We start from the raw sequence: 20062 nt of genomic DNA, 5'->3' as shown, positions 1-20062 counted from the left end.
ACTAAATATTTTCTATTAAAAAAAATTATGATAACAAACATTAAAATAAAAAATCTATAAAAATGAAATATTAATTCCAAGTATTAGATATATCTATCCAAGATATACATGATCATATTTATTTAATGATAAATAAAAATTTATTTTTATTAACAACTAAAAAACTAAAAACTGATTGTTGATATATTTATATCTATACAATTAGTTTTTTAAACAATTATGTTTATAATCTTGAATAAATTTTTTTAATTTATTTTTTTTAATCGAATTCCTTAAATCATTCATAAGAACACTATAGTAATAAATATTATGTATGGTATTTAATCTAATTCCTAACGTTTCACGACATTTATCTAAATGATGTAAATATGCTCTACTATAATTTGTACAAGTATAACATTTACATTCAGAATCTAAACTTAAAAGATCATATTTATATTTTGAATTTCTAATTCTGATTATTCCTTTTTTAGTAAATAAAAATCCATTTCTAGCATTTCTAGTAGGTATAACACAATCAAACATATCAATTCCTTTACTTACAGATTCCATAATATCTATTGGTTTTCCTACACCCATCAAATATCTTGGTTTTTCTGTAGGTAATTGAAGAGAAATTTCTTCTATTAATGAATACATATTTTTTTTAGGTTCTCCTACAGAAAATCCTCCCAAAGCATATCCATCAAATCCAATTTTTAACATTTCATTGATTGAAAAATTTCTTAAATCTTGAAATACTCCTCCTTGAATTATTCCAAATAACGAATTTCTATTTTCTTTTCTATTAAATTGATTTTTACTTCTTTTTGCCCATCTTATAGATCGTTCAACAGAATTTTTTATTCTATTCCAACTATTAGAATACGAAATACATTCATCAAAACACATTACAATATCTGACCTTAAAAAACACTGAATATCAATTGATTTTTCAGGAGTTAAAAATAATAAATTTCCATTTTCTGGATTTTTAAAATGAACTCCCTCATCTGAAACCTTACAAAAATTAGATAAACTAAAAATTTGATATCCTCCTGAATCAGTTAGTATTTTTCCTTTCCAATTCATAAAATTATGTAGATTTCCAAAAGAAGTTATAACTTTTTCTCCAGGACGAAAATATAAGTGAAAAGCATTTCCTAATATTAATTTTATTCCAATTTCTCGTAATTCTTCTGAAGAAACGCCTTTTATGGTACCATACGTACCTACAGGCATAAAAACTGGTGTTTCTATGACCATATTTCCGAAACTTAAAGTTCCATATCTAGATAAACCATCTTTGTTTAAAATATTAAATTTCAAATTTTCACCTTTTAATTTTTAAAAATTTTTCTTTTATTTAAACAAAAAAACATTTTTTTTTTCATTTCTTTTTTTATTTGTAATAAACATTGAATCTCCATAGCTCAAAAATCTATAATTTTTTTTAATTGCTTCTTTATAAACATTAATCGTATTTTTACAACCTAAAAAAGAAGCAACTAATAATATTAAAGTAGAATTAGGAAAATGAAAATTTGTTATTAATCCATCTGCTATAGTATGGTTATAACCAGGATATATAAAAATATTTGTTTTTTTGAAAGAAGAAGAATCATTCTTCTTTTTACTTTGAATTGATTCAAGTGCTCTTAGTGTACTTGTTCCTACGGCTATAACTCGATTTCCTCTTTTTTTACATTCTAATATTTCTTTTAAAACTTTTGAATTTACACGAAAATGTTCAGAATGCATAATATGACTTTTCAAATTATTATTTTTAATAGGTTGAAATGTACCTAAACCAATATGTAAAGTAATAAAAGCAAATTGAACTTTTCTTTTTTTTAATTTTTTTAATAAATCATTATCAAAATGCAATCCAGCAGTTGGAGCTGCTACAGATCCTAAATGATTCGCATAAACTGTCTGATAAGACACGTGATCTTGAATATTATCTTTTCGATGAATATAAGGTGGTAAAGGCATGTGTCCTAGACGATATAAAAAATTCATTATCTTTTCGACATTATGAAATTTTATTTCAAAAAATTTTTTCTTTATTGATATTATTGAACAAGAAAAATTTTTTTTTTCTCCTAAAATAAATATATCTCCTACTTTACAGGAATTAGAAGATTTTATTTTTGCAACTACTTTATTGTTAGTTATTATCTTTATAATAAAAATTTCTATTTTTCCACCTGTTTTTTTTTTAATTCCAAAAATTCTAGCTGGAATAACTTTAGTATCATTAAAAACTAATAGATCATTAGGATTAAAATGATCAACGATATTCTTAAAAAAAGCATGCTTAATATTGCCATCTTTTCCATCAACTATTAATAATCGACTTTCACTTCTTGACTCAAGAGGATAATAAGGAATAAGATGCTTAGGTAAAAAAAAATCAAAATCAGAAAAGCAATACATATGTATTTTTCATAAAGTTTTACATTAATTTTCTCCTAACTTTATCATATTTTTTTAAAATGTATAAATATTAAATCTAATTTAAATAAATTAAACCCTAATAATAAAAGTTATTCGTTTCTTAGTATAATATTAAATTTTTTTCTTAATTGAGAGATACATTTTTCTACTAATTGTAATATTTCAGACTCTTCTAATGTTTTATATTGATTTTGAAAAAATAAACTAATTGAGATACCTTTTGTTCCCTTCAAAAATTTTTTGTCAGTATACATATCAATTAAGGAAACTTTCTTAATATTTCCTGGAGATACGGACTCACATTCTTTAATAATATCAATAGATAAAACTTTATTAGAAACTAAAAAAGATATATCTTTCTTACTACCAGGAAAAATAGAAATATCTTTAACTGAAAAATTATTAAATGGAAATAATTTTTCCATAGATATTTCAAATAAAAAAACAGATTCTTTTAAATTAAATTTTTTTATTAAGATAGGATCTAATGTTCCAATTTTTCCAATCGATTGATTATTAAGCAATATTTCTGCACTTTGATGAGAATGTAATCCGAAAAAAACTTTAGGAGAAAAAAAAATATTTGAATGATGTCTTGTTAAAGACAACATAGTTTCCACATCATCTTTTAAATCAAAAAAATTAAATTTTCTATCTTTTATATTCCAATGCTTTTCAGTTAATTTTCCACTAATTACTCCTGCAATAAATAATTCTTGATTCACTTCATATTTCTTTTTTTCTTCAAGAGAAAAACATAAACCAATCTCAAATAAACGAATTGAAGTTTCTTGTCTACTTTGATTATAAGATATGTTATTTAACAAACCAACAAGCAAAGTTGATCTCATAGAAGACATTTCTATTGAAATAGGATTTAATAATGAAATTAATTCCTTATCTTTAAAAAAAATTTTTTGTTGGGAAGGATTAACAAAAGAATAATTAATTACTTCGTTATATCCTTTATAAAAAAACATACTTTTTATTTCTTTTAAAGAAGAAGTTATTTTATTTTTTTTACCAATAATAACTTTTGACTTTATAGGAATTGATTTAATTTTATCGCATCCAACAACACGAATAACTTCAGAAATAATATCTTCTTCTAAAGAAATATCATTTCGCCATGTAGGAATAGTTATTTCCCAAATATTTTTTTTACATTTAATTATTTCAAATCCTAAAAGAACTAAAATTTTTTCTATTCTGAAAATGTCTATTTCATATCCAAGAATTTTTTTAATTTTTTTAAAATTAAAAAGAATTTTTTTTCTTTTGAAATAATTTGAAAATGTTTTTTTATTTAAAATAGGTCCAGGCAAACCCCCACAGATATTTAATATCAATTCAGTAGCATACTCCAAAACATAATTTTGAAAACTAAAATCCATACCTCTTTTATAAGTTTCCAACATTTTGAAAGAAACCCATTTTTGATTTGAAAAATTTTTTGCATATGATGGGGTTAAAAAAACACTACATAATAAAATGTTTTTTGAAGAAAAAGAAATTCTTCCATTCTTCAAATTTAATCCTAAAGGTATAAAAATTATTTTTGAATTTTTACATGTTCCTACAATTATTTTTTCATCTAAAAAAAATGATTCGCCATTTTCTAATTTAACTAATTCATTTTTTTTAGAATATCGAAAGATTAAATTGGAATTATTATAATTCCAATTAAATACATGTAACGGTTGATTAAATTCAATTAAAACATAATTAATAATATTATTTATTACATTTTCTTCTAAAGAAACTTGACAAAATCTTAATCTTTCCTTTATCCAAAAAGGAGTATCTACTTGTAAATCAATATTTTTAATTATTCTTCCTACGTATTTAGGAAATTCTTTATGTGTTAATATTTTAACTTTCCCTACATCTTTTATTTTAGGAATTACTTTTTTTTTTTCAAATTTAGCAAAACTTAAACCATTTAAAACAGACATTTCTCTTGCTATGCCTATTATTCCTAATATATCAGAACGATTAGAAGGTAAATTAACTACTATTGTAGTATCATTTGGATAAAAATATTCTTTTACTGTTCTTCCGATTAAAGCAAATGATGGCAATTCAATTACATTGTTTATTTGATTATCTATCATACCTAATTCTTGAAAAGAACATAAGATTCCTTCAGATAATTCTCCTAATATTACTTTAGAAAAAACTTTTTTATCTTTTAAAATTACACTAGATTTAGTAGCTACAGCAACTTTTATTCCCACTCTACAATTCTTAGCATTACTAATAATTTGAATTATTCTTTTTTTTTCAATTTTAACCTTAATAACTTTTAAAGTTTTAGATTTTGGATGTAAATGATAAGAAATAATTTTACCAACAATTATTTTTTTAAATTTATTTAATTCATCCGTCAATATTTCACTTTCTAATCCTGCTTGAGTCATTTGACTACAAATTTTTTTACTGCTAATTGACAAATTAGCTCTTTCTAATAACCATTTTTTACTAAATTTCATTAAAAATATCACCTAATTTTTCATTTAAATTGTCTTAAAAAACGTAGATTATTTTCAAAAAATAAACGAATATCACTAATATTATTACGTAACATCGCTAATCTTTCAACCCCTATTCCAAATGCACATCCTTGATAATCATTTAAATCAACATCTATTTTATTTAAAATTGAAGGATGAACCATACCGCATCCTAATATTTCTATCCAATTTTTTTTTTCTTCTAAAACATCTACTTCCATAGAAGGAACTGTGAAGGGGAAAAAAGAATTTCTAAAACGTTTAACAACTTTATTTTCAAAAAAATAGTCAATAAATTCATTCATCATCCATTTTAAATTAGAAAAATTTATTTTTTTTTCAATAACTAATCCCTCAATTTGATGAAACATTGGAGTATGTTTAGAATCATAATCATTTCTGTACACTTTTCCTGAAACTAATATTTTAATAGGTAACTTACTTTTTTTTAACATCCTAACTTGCATACTGGACATCTGAGTTCGCAATAAATAATTTTTATTAATCCAAAAAGTATCTTGAGATGTTCTAGCAGGATGATCTTGAAAAATATTAAGAGCATCAAAATTATAATATTGGTTTTCTATTTCAAAATTTTCTGTAACTATATTAAATCCAATTTTAGAAAAATACTCCTCTATATCAGATATAGTTTTACTAATTGGATGAATTGAACCTATGTTAAATCGTTTACATGGTAAGGTAACATCAATTTTTTCTAAATTAATTTTTCTTTGTAAATTCATTTTAATTATTTCTTTTTTTTTAGTATTTATTAAAAATTGAATTTCCTTTTTAATTGAATTTACACTCATACTTAATTTTTTTCTTTCCGACAAACACAATGAAGATATCTTTTTAAAAATGTTAGTAAAAACTCCTTTTTTCCCAAGGAACATTAACTTAATTCTTTCTAACTCTTTTATATCTTTCATTTTTACAATTTTACTTTTAAATAATTTAGCTTTCTTTAAACTAAATGTAATTTCATCATATATAATCAACTTCATTACCTTTGTTATTTTTTATCTATTTTTTAAAAAAATAAAAATAACAAGAGGGAATATCTCATTCCCTCTATTTATTTTTTATTTAGTTATATAAATTATTTTTTACATAAATTTTTTTGTAAAGCAACTTGTGATTGTTTTACTAATAAATCGAAAGAAATTTTATCGGTGATTGCAATATCTGATAAAACTTTCCGATTAATGTCAATTGACATTTTTTTTAAACCAAATATAAAAGTACTATACGAAATCTTATGAAGTCGAACAGCAGCATTAATTCTTATAATCCAAAGTTGACGAAATTGACGTTTTTTTTGACGCCTATCACGATACGCATATTGACCAGCCTTAATTACAGCCTGATTTGCTGATCTATACGTTCTGGATCTAGCACCATAATATCCTTTTGCTTTTTTTAAAACTTTTTTATGACGAGCTCGAGCAACCTTTCCTCGTTTTATGCGAGCCATTTTTTAAACTCCCTACATGCTCGATGAAACATGATTGTATTAAAATTTTAGTTTATGATATTATGAATAAGGTAAAAAAGATACGATTCGATTTATATCACTTTTGGAAACCATAACCTTTGAACGTAAATGACGTTTTCTATTAGTTGTTTTTTTTGTTAAAAGATGTCTTAAGTTTGCTTGTTTACGTTTAAATTGACCTGATTCAGTTTTTTTAAATCGTTTAGCTGCACTCTTTAAAGTTTTAATTTTTGGCATTAAAATAATTGTTCTCTATTAATAAAAGTTATATTTTTGAAAATGATTATCAGTTTATTTATTTTTTTTAGGCGATAAAATCATTACCATTTGACGACCTTCAATTTTTCGAGGAAAATATTCCATTATAGAAACGTGAAACAAATCGTTTTTAATTCTTTTTAACATATCAATTCCTATATCTTGATGTGCCATTTCTCTTCCTCTAAAACGTAATGTAATTTTAACTTTATCTCCATTTTTTAAAAATCGTATTAATTTTTTTAATTTTACTTGATAATCTCCAATTTCTGTACTTGGACGAAATTTTATCTCTTTAATTTGAATAATTTTTTGTTTTTTTCTTTGCTCTTTAAGCAATTTAGTTTTTTCATACAAAAACTTTCCGTAATTCATCATTTTACATACTGGTGGAATTGCATTAGGACTTATTTCAACTAAGTCTACTCCTAAAATTTCAGCTTTTTTTAGAGCATCTTTTAAAGATAATATACCTATTTGATCACCTTTAACATTCATTAAACGAACTTCCGATGCTCGAATTTCTTTATTAATTCGATTCATTCTAGATGATTGAATTCTTTTTCCGACTTTAATACTTTATTCCTCCAATTGAAAAAAACTACGATTATAAATTTCTTTTTTTATTTTTTCTATAAAAAATTTGTAATTAAGATTATTTATATTTTTTCCAGTTCTAGTTCTAATCGAAACTGTGTTATTAGCAACTTCTTTATCTCCACAAATCAATATGTACGGAACACATTTCGAAGTATAATATCTAATTTTAAAACTAATAGATTCATTTCGTAAGTCTGCTTTTACACGAATTCCTAATTCTAACATTCTTTTAGATAGTTGCGTTACATAATTAGTATGAATTTTATTAACATTAATTATTGCTACTTGTATTGGGGAAATCCAAGTTGGAAACTTTCCTTTATATTCTTCAATTAATATTCCAATAAATCTTTCCATAGAACCTAAAATAGCTCTATGAATCATTACTACTGGTTTTTTTTCATTGTTTTCATCTATATATAAAGCTTGTAATCTTTCAGGTAGATAAAAATCAAGTTGAATAGTTCCACATTGCCAAATTCTTTTTAAATTGTCAAAAAAAGAAAATTCTATTTTTGGACCGTAAAAAGCTCCTTCTCCAACCTGAAGTTGAAATTTTATATTATTTTCTTTTAATGCTGCCGACAAATTTAACTCAGCTTGATCCCACATAAAATCAGTTCCAATTCTTTTTTTAGGCCGAGTAGACAATTTAACTTGAATGTTTTTAAATCCAAATAAATGATATACTTCATATATTATTTTTATACAATCATTGATTTCTGTCCGAATCTGATCAACAGTACAAAATATATGTCCATCGTCTTGTGTAAATGATCTAACTCTCATTAAACCATGTAAAGAACCAGATGTTTCGTTTCTATGACAAAGTCCAAATTCTGCCATCCTAACAGGAAGATCTTTATATGATTTTGTTCCAATATTAAATATTTGTATATGTCCAGGACAATTCATAGGTTTTATACAATAAATTTTATTTTCAGACATGGTGGTAAATATATTTTCAAAATAATTATCTAAATGTCCACTTTTTTCCCACAAAATCTTATCCATCAACAAAGGACTCTTTACTTCTTGATATTTATGACTTGTTAGTTTTGATCTAATAAATGTTTCCAATTCTCTGAAAATAATCCATCCAAAACTATGCCAAAAAACCATTCCTGGCGAATTTTTTTGAAAATGAAAGAAACCTAATTCTTTTGCAATTTTTCGATGATCTCGATCTTCTAACTCTTTAAGATAACATAAATGCATTTTTAATTCTTTTTCACTAGTCCATGCAGTACCATAAATCCGTTGTAACATTTTATTACTTTTTTTTCTTTTCCAATAAGCCCCTGAAATGTTTAATAAATTAAAAAATTGACAAAATTTAATATTCGATACTTGAGGTCCATAAAAATCAACGTTATTTTCATGATAATATAAAAAAAAATTATCTATTTTTTTAAACTTGTCATTAATTTCTTCAATTTTATAATACTCTTTATTTTTTTTATATAATTTATTTACTAAATTCCGTTCAACTTGTTTTTTTATTATTTTGTACTTTTTTTTAGATAATTCCTTCATTTTCCTTTCTATCATTTCAATATCTTGAAATGTTAAAGATCTATTAACATCAAAATCATAATAAAAACCATTTTCTGTAATACACCCAGTTGCTACTTTTGATTCAGGCCAAATTTTTTTAACTGAATACGCTAAAAGCTGCATACAAGAATATCTAATAAGATTCAAAGCTAATTTATCTTTAATTGTTATGAACCGTATTTCACTATCTTCTTTAATTATTTTTTCAATATCAACAAGAACATTATTAACGATAGCAGCAACATAAAAATTAGAAGCTTTACGTCCCATTATATCATTAGCTATTTCCATCAATGAAACAGACCGATCATAAATTTGACGACAACCATCGGGAAAAGTAATAATAGGCATCTAAAAATCCTTAATTTTATTCTTTTATTAATAAAATTTTGCTCATAAAAATTTTAAAAAGAAATAGAATTTTCTATTCTAATTGAAGTCTGAAATTCTTTTAAAATATAAAATAAATAAATTTTAAAAAATGCTAGTCTATTTTTTGACTAGCATTAAAAAATTTAAAATCGATTACTTACTGCTTTAGATAAATTTTCTAATATAACAACAGTGTCATCCCAACCTAAACAAGGATCTGTAATAGATTGACCATAATTTAATGATTGACCTTCTACGACTGTTTGTGATCCTTCTTTTAAAAAACTTTCAATCATAACTCCTGTTATAAATCTTGATCCATCTGTGATTTGTTTACAAATAGAATCCGAAACCAAATGTTGTCGTTTATGTTCTTTAAGACAATTACCATGGCTGAAATCAACCATTAAATATTCTAAAAGATTAAATTCTTTCAAATGTTTAACAGCAGACTCAATATCCTCTTTATGATAGTTTGGAAATTTTCCTCCTCTCATAATTATATGAGAATAAGGATTACCACTAGTATGATTGATCGTCATTTTTCCATGTTTATCAGGAGCTAAAAATAAATGTCTAGCTTGAGCAGCACGAATTGCGTCAATTGCTATCCTAATGTTTCCATCAGTTCCGTTTTTAAATCCAACTGGACAAGATAATGCTGATGCCATTTCTCTATGAATTTGACTTTCTGTTGTTCTAGCTCCAATTGCACCCCAACTTATTAAATCGGCGATAAACTGTCCTATAACCATATCTAAAAATTCAGTTGCTGAAGGCATACCTATTTTATTAATATCTAACAACAGTTTTCTAGCTATAGACAAACCAAAATTTACATCAAAAGAGTTATCTAAATTAGGATCAGAAATTAATCCTTTCCAACCTACAACTGTTCTAGGTTTTTCAAAATAAGTTCTCATAATAATTTCAAGAGTAGAAGAATACTTTTTTCTTAAAACATTTAATTTATTTGCATATTCAATAGCTGCTATAGGATCGTGTACTGAACATGGTCCAACAATAACTAATAATCGTAAATCTTTTCCCGTAATAATGTTAGAAACATTTTTTCTAGAATTTATAACATTATCCATAATTTCAGAAGTAATAAAATAACGTTTAGCCAATTCTGAAGGAGTAATTAATGGATCTATTCTTATTGTTCGTAATTCATCTGTTTTTTTCATTTTTTTCTCTAAATGAGTTTTTTATTCTGAAAAGAATAATAAGTTATAATAAATTATTTATTAATAATTATTAATAATAAAAGATACCTTTTATGTAAAAAAATTATATAAGTTATAAAAATATATATACTTTCTTTAAAATCATACAAATTCTTTTCAAAAGAAAATGAAGAAAAAATTTTTTTAATAAAATATTTTTATATTTTTAATGATTTTTATATATTTGTTATGCATTTAATTAAATTTCACACATTTTTTACATTTTTATATATTGTAAAAGTTTGCTTAATTGAATATAAAATTATATTTATATATTAATAATCATATTTTATATATTGAAACAATTTAAAAAGTATTTAATAAAAAAATTTTGAATTATATGCTTCATACAAGTTAGTTTAAAAAAAACAAATTTTATATTTAAAAATGTAATTTTAACATTTACTATATAAAAATAAATGTTTAAATTTTACCTAAATTTAATTCTCAAATAATAAAAATAATTATTTTGAAAAATTAAAAATATCTTCCTATATGTTTTTTTTATAAACATTTTTCTTTAATTGATATATTACTTTTTTAGATATTGATCCTGAGTATGAAGTTTCGTTCATCCAAGATGTAATTAATCTGTATGAAATTAATAAAACAACGGGGCCTACAAATATTCCTATTGTTCCAAATGCTAATAATCCCCCTACCACACCAGACAAAATTAATATTGTAGGTAAATCAGCACCAATTCTTATAAGCATAGGACGTAAAATATTATCTAATACGAATAAAAAAAAACTCCAAAATAAAAGAATAGTACCCCAAGTAACATTATTTCTCCAAAATAACCAAATAATTGCTGGAACCAATACAGGTAGAGGACCTAGTTGTATTAAACATAACAAAAAAATTAATAACATTAGTAAAGCAGAATAAGGAATACCTGAAATTATTAATCCTACCCCTGCTAACATTCCTTGAATAAATGCTGTTACTACTACTCCTAAAGCAACAGCCCTAACCGCTTGTCCTGCTAATAAAACAACTGCGTCTCCTGATTGATCAGCTAACCTAAAGGCAAAATATCGTATAATATGCGCTATTTTTTCACCTTTCCAATAAAGAAAAGTGCTAAATACTACTGTGAAAATAAAATGTATAATGCAATGACCTACATTTTCTGCTTGAGTGACAAAAAAATAAGTTGTTTTTCCTATATAAGGTTGAACTTGACTGATTAATAATCCTCCTCCTCCTTTCAATAATTTATGATAAGTAAAAAACATTTTTTTTCCTATAATTGGTATATCTTGCAACCAAATCAAATTTGGAAAATCAAAATTTCCAGATATAAAACAATTAATAAAAGGAATACTACCGTTAATCAGACTATTTATTATACACGTTAAAGGAACAAAAAATAAAAGTAATAATCCTATTATCATGGTACTAACTGCAAAAAATCGTCTTCCAGCTACGAGTTCCTGAATTTTTAACATAAGAGGCCAAGTAGCTATAACAATCATACTAGCCCATAAGAAACTTAATAAAAAAGGGCGAAGAACCCAAAAACTAACTAATATCATTAAACCTATAAACATTAAAGAAAAAACAGACTTCGGTGAATCCATACCTTCTTCTGTATTTTGCATATAAACAATCATACCTCAATTGTGTTCAAATTGTCTTTTATATAAAAAACTATACTTTACACATCATATAATTTAAATTATGATTAAAGTGGTTGTTTTCTTTTAATAGTTTTTTTATTTTATTAAAATAAGATTGAAAAATAAAAAAAAAATCGTATATTTTTTCAATAAAACACATAAATCAAGTTTATAAGTCAAGAATGTACTGTAACTAATTATACCATAATATTACTTTGAAATTAATTTAAAATGCTTTCTTAAAAAATCAAAATATAAAAAAGGAAATTTTTATGATTGATCTAACTATTGAAAAAAAAATAGAATTTCTTAAACAATGCAAAAAAATTTATATTACTAAAGCAGCAGAAAAACAAATAAAATTTTTAATAAAAAAAAGTTCTTCGGGAATAGGAATTAGAATTAATTTAAAAAAAACAGGTTGTGCTGGTTTTAAATATACTCTAGAAATTATTAAAGATAAGTGTATAAAAAAGGATGAAAAAGAAATATTTTTTTTAAAAAATGGTTTTAATATATTCGTACCTATAAAAATAATTCCATTTCTTATTGATACAAAAATAGATTTTATAAAAAAGGGTGTTAATTGGGTCTTTAAATTTAAAAGTTCTAAAATAAAAGAATTTTGCGGCTGTGGAGAAAGTTTCAATATATAAAAATAAATTAAAGTTAATAATAAATCATTTTTAACGTATTTAAAGCATAATTTATTTCCAACAGAGTAGACAATAACTTTTTTTACCTCTTCTTAATAAAGCATATTTACCAAAGATTTTATCTTTACAAAAAAATTTGTATTTTACATTTTTTTCTTTTATATGATTAACATATACAGCATTTGATAAAATCATATTCCTAGCTTGTCCCCTAGAAGAGGATAATCCTGACTTAACTAAAGCTTGCTGTAAATCATCAGACTTAGACAATTTTACCGTAGGTAAACCATCTTGTTTTAATTGAGAAAAATCAAATTCTGTCATTTTCTCTAGGTTATCAAAGAAAATAGAATGAGTAATTCTTTTAGCAGAATCGCATTTTTCTTTCCCATGTACTAGCATCGTAACATTTTCTGCTAATTTTTTTTTCGCTAAAAAAATATATTTTTTAAAATTTTTTTTATTTTCAAAATCGTCAATTTCTGTACTTTTCAAAAAAGTAAATTTTCGAAGAAAATCATATAAATTATGATCGGATGTATTTATCCAAAACTGATAAAATTTATATGAACTTGTTTTTTTTGAATCTAACCATATCGTTCCATTTTCTGTTTTTCCAAATTTTAATCCATTAGAAGACACCAATAAAGGAAGAGTTAAACCAAAAACTGTTTTTTTAGTAATTTTTTTAATCAAATTAATTCCAGAAGAAATATTCCCCCACTGATCCGATCCTCCTATTTGCAAAACTGTTCCTTTTCTTTGATGTAAATACAAATAATCGTAAGCTTGTAAAATATTATAAGAAAATTCGGAAAATGATATTCCTTGATCAACTCTTTTAATTCTTTTTTTTACGAATTCTTTATTAATCATTGAATTAACAGAAAAAGATTTCCCTATATTAGATAAAAAATCTAATAAATATAAATTTTTATACCAATTTAAATTATTCACGATTTTAAAATTAGAAAATTTTTTATCTTTTTTAAAAAAATTAAAAAGTTGATTTTCAATTTTTTTACTACAAGCATTTAAATAAGAAACAGAATTCGGTTTTCTTTCTTTTCTTTTAAAACTTGGATCTCCAATTAAACCAGTACCTTCTCCTATTAAAATAAATAATTTATGCCCATTCTTTAAAAACCTTTTTAAGCAAATTAAAGGCAATAAATGTCCTACATGCAAACTATCTGCTGTTGGATCAAATCCGCAATATACTTTTATTTTTTTTTCTAAAAGAATTTTCGAAAGTTCTTTAACTTTAGTTATATTTTCAATTAAACCCCTACTTTTTAATTTAGAAATTAAATCGACACTCATTGCATTTTCCTTATTCTGTTTATTAAAAATAATACTTAATAAATTTTTATCTAATTTTAAATATATTTTAAAAATACAAAAACATAAAAAAATGCTTAATTTTTAAATGAAAGATAATCATTTTTTTTAAAAAATTCACAAAATTTAAAAATTATGCATATATCACATTTTGGTTTTCTATTTAAACAAATATATCTACCATGTAATACAAACCAAGAATGAGCATAATATTTAAACTCTAATGGAATTAATCTAATTAATTTTTTTTCTATTGTAGAAACATTTTTTCCTGAAACAAAATTAATACGATTAACTACTCTAAAAACATGTGTATCCACTGCAATAGTATTTTTTTTAAATGCTACATTTAAAATAATATTAGCGGTTTTTCTTCCCACTCCTGGTAATGTCATTAATTTTTTTCTAGTCCTTGGAACTAATCCATTATATTTGTTTTCTATTAAAATAGAAGACTGAATTAAATAATTACTCTTAACATTAAATAAACCGATATTTTTAATGTAATATTTAATTTTTTTTATTCCTAAATTAATAATTTTTTTTGGCGTATTAGCTACCGAATATAATTTCCTAGTTGCTTCATTAACTTGACTATCTTTTGTTCTCGCTGATAAAATCACAGAAATTAACAATTCGAACGTTGAAGAAAAAATAAGTTCCATTTTAGGATTTGGATTATTTTTTTTAAATAATAATAATATTTTATATCTTTTTTTATTATTCATAATTTATTTATTTTTTAATAATTAAAAGCAAAAAACCGTATATAAAATTATTTATAATTTATAATACAATCTATTTTTTTAACACTCTTATTTTTTATTAGTCTTTTAATAACTAATAACAAACTTAAAATGAATAAAGCACCAGGAGGTAAACTAGCTAATCTAAAAAATGAAGATGAATCTATAAATTTATAATAAAGAAAATTAAAATTAGAACCTAATAAATTATCTATATCAACAAATACTGTACCTTTTCCTAATATTTCTCTGAAAATTCCTAAAATTAACATGGAAAAGGTTGCACCTATTCCAATTAAAAATCCATTAATTAACGAAACACTTGTTTTTTCCTTTTTTTTTATTTCTTCAGCAGAATTCAAAATAACACAATTAGTTATAATTAAGGAAATAAAAATTCCTAATGATTCATGTAAATTAAAAGCATAAGAACATAATAATAAATCTATACATGTTACGACAGAAGAAATAACTATCATATAAATAGGAATTCGAAGATCATTAGGTATCCAATTTTTTATAATTGATATTATTCCGTTTGTTAACACTAAAACTATTATTGTAGAAAAGCCTAATCCTAGTGCATTTGATGCACTAGTTGTAACAGCTAAAACAGGACACAGCCCTAATAATTTATCTAAAGTAACATTTTTAATCCAAATTTGATAAAAGATTTTAATCTTCATTTGTTTATTCTTTTCTATTTTTACAAGTTTGTAAATATTGGATATTTTTTTGATTTGATATAAATATTACAGAATTTTTAATCTGATTAATTACTGCTCTAGGTGTTATACTTGCTCCAGTAAACTGATCTATTATACCTCCATCTTTTTTTAAAGCAAACTTTCCCTTTGTATCTAAATCAAAAAAATTCATTCCAGAAAAAAAAGTTATCCAATTTGAAATTTTTAATTCGATTTTATCTCCTAATCCAGGAGTTTCATGATGTTCAAGAATTCTAACTCCAAAAATTTTTCCTAAAAAATCACTTCCTACCATCATTTTAATTGAACCTGAATATCCATTTAATGCAACAGATTCTACTATCATTCCATACGATTTATTTTTTCTTTTAATCAACCAAACATGATGAATTTTATTATCTCCTAATAATTTATTAGAAATAATATAGCAATTTTTATTTATATTATTGTCATATTTATTATAATTCATTATTTTTCTTAAATTTTCTTTTTCTTTTTTTTCGATATTACTATTAATAATATATTTTGTATTTTCATGCACAAAAGCTGTTAATCCGGAAAAAATTATTGAAAAAAACCCGATTATTGCTATATTTCTAAATATTTTTATTAACATTTTTAATCATTTTTTACTCCATAAACATTACATCGAACATAATGCTCTAATAAAGGTACCAACATATTAGCAATTAACACTGAAAAAGCAATTGCATCAGAATATCCACCAAACGTACGTATCATCCATTCTAAAAGACCAATTATTACACCAAAGACAATTTTTCCAAAATTAGTACAACATGTAGTTACAGGATCAGTTGCCACAAAAAAAGCTCCTAACATTGTTGATCCAGAAAATAAATGAACGTAAGGAGATATTAATTTTTCTTGAAAAAAAAACCAATTGATTCCAGATATCATAGTAATTGTAATTAAAAACGAAAAAGGAATTCTCCAATTTATAATTTTTTTATAAATTAAAAATAAACCTCCTAAAAAAAAAGCTATATTAATTTTCTTGGAAATTAAAAAATTTAAAAAACAATATTTATTTTTTTTTATTAAATAGTCTAAAAAAAAACTTTGATCTTGATTACCATAAGTTTTTAAATAATTTAAAGGAGTAGGCTGGGTTACAAAATCAATTTTTCCAATAGACTGTTCAAAACGCTTCCAAAAATCAATAGAATCATTTGAAAAAATACTACTTATTATATTTGAAAAATGAATATCTTCAGAAATATATTTATAGGGTATTATAGAATAACTCATAAAATCCGGAAAAGAAATTAATAACATTGCATATCCTACCATTGCAGGATTAAATATATTTTTTCCTAATCCTCCATATATTTCTTTAGCAAAAACAATGGAAAAAAAAATACCTAGTACATTAATCCACCAAGACGAAAAAGAAGGTATACTAATACCTATTAAAATTCCTGTAATAATAAAAGAAAAATCTTGAAGAATATTTTTTATTTTTTTTTTCTTTAATTTTAAGATTAATATCTCTAAAATTGAAACAGAAACTAAAGATATTGTTAACTGTATTAATGTACTGAAATGATCATAATAAGATTTCACCAAAATTCCAGGAAACATAGCTATGATGACATATATCATAATCTGATTTGTATCATATTTCTTATAAATATAAGGAAAAGTAAACATATTAATCACTTTATTTAAATTAAAAAATATTAATTTATAATGCATAAAAAATAAAATATAAATTTAAAATGTAATTATTTTAAAACATAAAAAAAATCATATTTTTCTTTTTAGCTTTACCCGTAAAATAGCATCTTGAATATACTTTTTCTTATCTTTTTTTGTCTCTAAAAGATTAGTTTCTTTTAAAGATTTTTTTTTATTACTTTTAAGTTTTGATTTATTCAAAGCAAAAAAAACACTATCTTGATTTTTAATCTGCATTCTATATTTATGTCTTTCAAAGCGAATTTTTAAATCCTTTTTTAATGAAAAGTTGATCTCTTTCTTTTTTATTATCTTCTTTTCTTTTTTATAATAACTCACTAATGGTATATTACTTGGACAAACTAATTCACAATTTTTACATTCAATACACGAAGCAATCTGATACTCTTTTGTTTTAATATGATTTTTTTCTTTGATATACCAATATAATTTTTGAGGTAATAAATTTACAGGACATACATCAGAACATTTAGAGCAAAAAATACACTCTTTTTCTGAATGAAAAACATTATTTTTAACATTAGATATTGCTACAATACAATTTGTTTTTGAAGAAACATAATGGGAAAAAACATTTTTTATTTTAGATCCCATAATAGATCCGTTAATTAAAATATTTTTTGAATCTTTATCATGATCAATATCATATATATTTAAAATATGTTCAATAGGAGTACCTATCCTTCCCCATATATTTTCTTTTTGTATAGAAGAAAAAATTTTTGTTATCGTTATAACACGTTCTGTAAATCCTTCTCCATCTATTATGGCTCTTTTAATTGCATAAATTGTTCCAACATTATGTACGATAATACCTATATTGAATGATCGAAAACCTATAGGAATTTCTTTTCCAAAAATTTTTTTTATTAATATTTTTGAACTTCCTAAAGGATACAATGGAGGTGCAATAAATAATTTGAAAATAGGTAAATTTAAAATTTTTTCTTTTAAAACGTTAATGCATACTACATTATCTTTAGTAACAGAAAAAAATATTTTTTTTAAATTTAAAATATGAGAAATAATCTTACATCCTAAAATAATTTCATCAATTTTTTCTGATATCAAAATGCTATCTGAAGATGTAAAAGGATCGCTTTCAATACCATTAATAACTAATGTTTTAACATTAAATTTCATAGCAGAACGAAATTTTACAAATGTTGGAAATGACCCCCCTCCTAATCCTAAAATACCTGCTTCATAAATTCGATTTATCAATGTTAAAGAAGAATGCTTGTAATAATCATATAAAGATTTAAATTTTTTCCAAGAATCTTTTCCATCAGGATAAATAATTATTTTTTTTATCTTTTTAAAAGGAGAAAACTTAAAATTGTTTGAAAAATAAATTATTTTTATATATCCTGAAGTAGGAGATATAATTGGTATTTCAAAATAATTTCCTTTAATTAAAACCTGTCCTCTTAAAACACACTCACCTGATTTGATAATTATTCTACTTTTATGAATCATTGTATTTTGTAATTTTATTTTAAAATGCATTGGCATAAAAATTTTTTTTAAAGAAAAATTTATACATTTGTTTTTCTTTAAAGAAAGAAAAATTCCTGAAACTAAAAATTTTCTTTTTAAAAAAAAAGAACGAATGAAATTTATATTTAAAAATTTTTTTCTTATTGTCGAAATAATATTCATGATTATTTTTCTTTTTTTTTAATGCAATTCATTGGACATACCGAAATACATATTTCACAACTTGTGCAAAATTTTTGCAAGATTGTATGCATATATCCAAATGAACCAACAATTGCATCCACAGGACAAGAATCTAAACACTTTGAACATCCTATACAATTCAATTCATCAATATATATTGTATAATTTATATCTTTAAAATTAAATTTTTTATGTTTTAAGCAATTGTAATCAACACTAACTTTTAAAATTTTTGCTATTTTTAAGTAAGTCTTTTTTCCTCCTGGAACACATCTATCAATATTTTCCTTGTTTTGAAAAATAGATTTAGCATAAGGATAGCATCCTGGGTATCCGCATTGTCCGCACTGTGTTTGAGGTAACAAATTATCTATTTTTTTAATAATTTTTTCTTTTTTTACTGATAAAAAAAAAGAAAAAAAACTTAGAAATATAGCTAATATTATACTAATGATTGTAAAAAAAAATACTGCTTTTAATATATTATAAATCAAAATTTTACCAATCCGTTAAATCCCATAAATGCTACGGAAACTATAGCAGCAGTTATAAGAGAAACAGGAGCTCCTTTAAAAAAATATGAGATATTTTTTTTAGAAATGCTATTTCGTAAACTAGAAAATATAGTTATAACTATAAAAAATCCAATTGAAGAACTTAATCCTCGCAAAAAACTTTCTAAAAATGATGAATTTAACCTTAAATTAACCAAAGGAATTGCTAAAACAGCACAATTAGTCGTAATTAAAGGTAAAAAAATTCCTAATGAATTATACATTTTAAAACTCAATGAACGAATTATTATTTCTAATAACTGAACACTGACAGCAATCAATAATATATAAAATATTGTATTTAAATACATTAAATCAAATGGCTTTAAAACAAAAAAATTAATTAACCATGAAAGAATCGAAGTCAATGTAATTACGAAGATCGTTGCATATCCTATTCCAATAGAATTTTTCATTTTTTGAGAAATTCCCATAAATGGACACATTCCTAAAAATTTTGATAAAATCAAATTATCAATTAAAATGTTACTAATAAAAAACCAAAAATATTCTTTCATAATCATCTACCTAAAAAAATTTTTTAAAACATTTTAATTATAAA

Annotated in this window: 19 protein-coding genes; 1 reads left to right on the top strand and 18 read right to left on the bottom strand. The window is 23.3% G+C overall.

The genetic code is table 11. The features are described from left to right. Positions 1–201: 201 nt before the first annotated feature. From tgt to ydiK, 10 genes are all read right to left on the bottom strand, one after another. Positions 202–1308, bottom strand: a complete 1107-nt coding sequence (gene tgt, locus RJT62_RS00605) for a tRNA guanosine(34) transglycosylase Tgt (protein WP_343153842.1) — start codon at positions 1306–1308, stop codon at positions 202–204. A 33-nt stretch (positions 1309–1341) separates the two neighbouring features. Next, on the bottom strand, positions 1342–2418 hold the full coding sequence (gene queA, locus RJT62_RS00600) for a tRNA preQ1(34) S-adenosylmethionine ribosyltransferase-isomerase QueA (protein WP_343153841.1): 1077 nt from the start codon (positions 2416–2418) through the stop codon (positions 1342–1344). A 110-nt stretch (positions 2419–2528) separates the two neighbouring features. Further along, on the bottom strand, positions 2529–4931 hold the full coding sequence (pheT, locus tag RJT62_RS00595; RefSeq protein ID WP_343153840.1) for a phenylalanine--tRNA ligase subunit beta: 2403 nt from the start codon (positions 4929–4931) through the stop codon (positions 2529–2531). A gap of 20 nt (positions 4932–4951) precedes the next feature. Further along, complete coding sequence (locus RJT62_RS00590) at positions 4952–5962, bottom strand: phenylalanine--tRNA ligase subunit alpha (RefSeq protein ID WP_343153839.1); 1011 nt, start codon at positions 5960–5962, stop codon at positions 4952–4954. Positions 5963–6057: 95 nt separating this feature from the next. Beyond that, positions 6058–6432: a 50S ribosomal protein L20 gene (gene rplT / locus RJT62_RS00585; RefSeq protein ID WP_343153838.1), complete on the bottom strand. Its 375-nt coding sequence runs from the start codon at positions 6430–6432 to the stop codon at positions 6058–6060. Positions 6433–6492: 60 nt separating this feature from the next. After that, positions 6493–6690, bottom strand: a complete 198-nt coding sequence (rpmI, locus tag RJT62_RS00580) for a 50S ribosomal protein L35 (RefSeq protein WP_343153837.1) — start codon at positions 6688–6690, stop codon at positions 6493–6495. Positions 6691–6744: 54 nt separating this feature from the next. After that, positions 6745–7287, bottom strand: a complete 543-nt coding sequence (gene infC / locus RJT62_RS00575; protein ID WP_343153954.1) for a translation initiation factor IF-3 — start codon at positions 7285–7287, stop codon at positions 6745–6747. Positions 7288–7290: 3 nt separating this feature from the next. Further along, positions 7291–9219, bottom strand: a complete 1929-nt coding sequence (thrS, locus tag RJT62_RS00570; protein WP_343153836.1) for a threonine--tRNA ligase — start codon at positions 9217–9219, stop codon at positions 7291–7293. Positions 9220–9383: 164 nt separating this feature from the next. Further along, on the bottom strand, positions 9384–10430 hold the full coding sequence (locus RJT62_RS00565) for a 3-deoxy-7-phosphoheptulonate synthase (RefSeq protein ID WP_343153835.1): 1047 nt from the start codon (positions 10428–10430) through the stop codon (positions 9384–9386). Positions 10431–10960: 530 nt separating this feature from the next. Continuing rightward, positions 10961–12076: an AI-2E family transporter YdiK gene (gene ydiK / locus RJT62_RS00560; RefSeq protein ID WP_343153834.1), complete on the bottom strand. Its 1116-nt coding sequence runs from the start codon at positions 12074–12076 to the stop codon at positions 10961–10963. Positions 12077–12366: 290 nt separating this feature from the next. Here ydiK and RJT62_RS00555 point away from each other — a divergent pair, with 290 nt between their 5' ends. Next, a complete protein-coding gene (locus tag RJT62_RS00555) occupies positions 12367–12750 on the top strand; it encodes an iron-sulfur cluster assembly accessory protein (protein ID WP_343153833.1) in 384 nt (127 codons plus the stop codon). A 51-nt stretch (positions 12751–12801) separates the two neighbouring features. On the opposite strand, the gene tyrS is transcribed toward RJT62_RS00555, so the two are convergent. From tyrS to RJT62_RS00515, 8 genes are all read right to left on the bottom strand, one after another. Next, positions 12802–14073: a tyrosine--tRNA ligase gene (gene tyrS / locus RJT62_RS00550; protein ID WP_343153832.1), complete on the bottom strand. Its 1272-nt coding sequence runs from the start codon at positions 14071–14073 to the stop codon at positions 12802–12804. 95 nt (positions 14074–14168) lie between these two features. Further along, a complete protein-coding gene (nth, locus tag RJT62_RS00545) occupies positions 14169–14819 on the bottom strand; it encodes an endonuclease III (RefSeq protein ID WP_343153831.1) in 651 nt (216 codons plus the stop codon). 47 nt (positions 14820–14866) lie between these two features. Further along, positions 14867–15523, bottom strand: coding sequence for an electron transport complex subunit RsxE (gene rsxE, locus RJT62_RS00540; RefSeq protein WP_343153830.1), 657 nt, complete (start codon positions 15521–15523; stop codon positions 14867–14869). Positions 15524–15527: 4 nt separating this feature from the next. Then, positions 15528–16160: an electron transport complex subunit RsxG gene (gene rsxG / locus RJT62_RS00535; protein ID WP_343153829.1), complete on the bottom strand. Its 633-nt coding sequence runs from the start codon at positions 16158–16160 to the stop codon at positions 15528–15530. 2 nt (positions 16161–16162) lie between these two features. Then, a complete protein-coding gene (locus RJT62_RS00530) occupies positions 16163–17215 on the bottom strand; it encodes an RnfABCDGE type electron transport complex subunit D (RefSeq protein ID WP_343153828.1) in 1053 nt (350 codons plus the stop codon). A gap of 96 nt (positions 17216–17311) precedes the next feature. Beyond that, positions 17312–18925: an electron transport complex subunit RsxC gene (gene rsxC / locus RJT62_RS00525; RefSeq protein WP_343153827.1), complete on the bottom strand. Its 1614-nt coding sequence runs from the start codon at positions 18923–18925 to the stop codon at positions 17312–17314. A 2-nt stretch (positions 18926–18927) separates the two neighbouring features. Beyond that, positions 18928–19440 (bottom strand): RnfABCDGE type electron transport complex subunit B, encoded by a 513-nt coding sequence (locus RJT62_RS00520; RefSeq protein WP_343153826.1) that lies wholly within the window; start codon positions 19438–19440, stop codon positions 18928–18930. Continuing rightward, positions 19437–20018, bottom strand: a complete 582-nt coding sequence (locus RJT62_RS00515; RefSeq protein WP_343153825.1) for an electron transport complex protein RnfA — start codon at positions 20016–20018, stop codon at positions 19437–19439. Before RJT62_RS00515 ends, RJT62_RS00520 begins: the two co-directional genes overlap by 4 nt. Positions 20019–20062: the final 44 nt, after the last annotated feature.

This window comes from Buchnera aphidicola (Mindarus keteleerifoliae) (assembly GCF_039392895.1).
Classification (GTDB): Bacteria; Pseudomonadota; Gammaproteobacteria; order Enterobacterales; family Enterobacteriaceae; genus Buchnera_A; species Buchnera_A aphidicola_A.
Note: the sequence above shows the minus strand (reverse complement) of the source record. Positions and strands in the feature narration are given on the sequence as shown.

Excerpts from the sequence above, each read along its gene's own strand:
- queA (WP_343153841.1), bottom strand. The coding sequence starts at position 2,418 with ATGTATTGCTTTTCTGATTTTGATTTTTTTTTACCTAAGCATCTTATT.
- pheT (WP_343153840.1), bottom strand. The coding sequence starts at position 4,931 with ATGAAATTTAGTAAAAAATGGTTATTAGAAAGAGCTAATTTGTCAATT.
- RJT62_RS00590 (WP_343153839.1), bottom strand. The coding sequence starts at position 5,962 with ATGAAGTTGATTATATATGATGAAATTACATTTAGTTTAAAGAAAGCT.
- rplT (WP_343153838.1), bottom strand. The coding sequence starts at position 6,432 with ATGGCTCGCATAAAACGAGGAAAGGTTGCTCGAGCTCGTCATAAAAAA.
- rpmI (WP_343153837.1), bottom strand. The coding sequence starts at position 6,690 with ATGCCAAAAATTAAAACTTTAAAGAGTGCAGCTAAACGATTTAAAAAA.
- thrS (WP_343153836.1), bottom strand. The coding sequence starts at position 9,219 with ATGCCTATTATTACTTTTCCCGATGGTTGTCGTCAAATTTATGATCGG.
- RJT62_RS00565 (WP_343153835.1), bottom strand. The coding sequence starts at position 10,430 with ATGAAAAAAACAGATGAATTACGAACAATAAGAATAGATCCATTAATT.
- ydiK (WP_343153834.1), bottom strand. The coding sequence starts at position 12,076 with ATGCAAAATACAGAAGAAGGTATGGATTCACCGAAGTCTGTTTTTTCT.
- RJT62_RS00555 (WP_343153833.1), top strand. The coding sequence starts at position 12,367 with ATGATTGATCTAACTATTGAAAAAAAAATAGAATTTCTTAAACAATGC.
- tyrS (WP_343153832.1), bottom strand. The coding sequence starts at position 14,073 with ATGAGTGTCGATTTAATTTCTAAATTAAAAAGTAGGGGTTTAATTGAA.
- nth (WP_343153831.1), bottom strand. The coding sequence starts at position 14,819 with ATGAATAATAAAAAAAGATATAAAATATTATTATTATTTAAAAAAAAT.
- rsxE (WP_343153830.1), bottom strand. The coding sequence starts at position 15,523 with ATGAAGATTAAAATCTTTTATCAAATTTGGATTAAAAATGTTACTTTA.
- rsxG (WP_343153829.1), bottom strand. The coding sequence starts at position 16,160 with ATGTTAATAAAAATATTTAGAAATATAGCAATAATCGGGTTTTTTTCA.
- RJT62_RS00530 (WP_343153828.1), bottom strand. The coding sequence starts at position 17,215 with ATGTTTACTTTTCCTTATATTTATAAGAAATATGATACAAATCAGATT.
- rsxC (WP_343153827.1), bottom strand. The coding sequence starts at position 18,925 with ATGAATATTATTTCGACAATAAGAAAAAAATTTTTAAATATAAATTTC.
- RJT62_RS00515 (WP_343153825.1), bottom strand. The coding sequence starts at position 20,018 with ATGAAAGAATATTTTTGGTTTTTTATTAGTAACATTTTAATTGATAAT.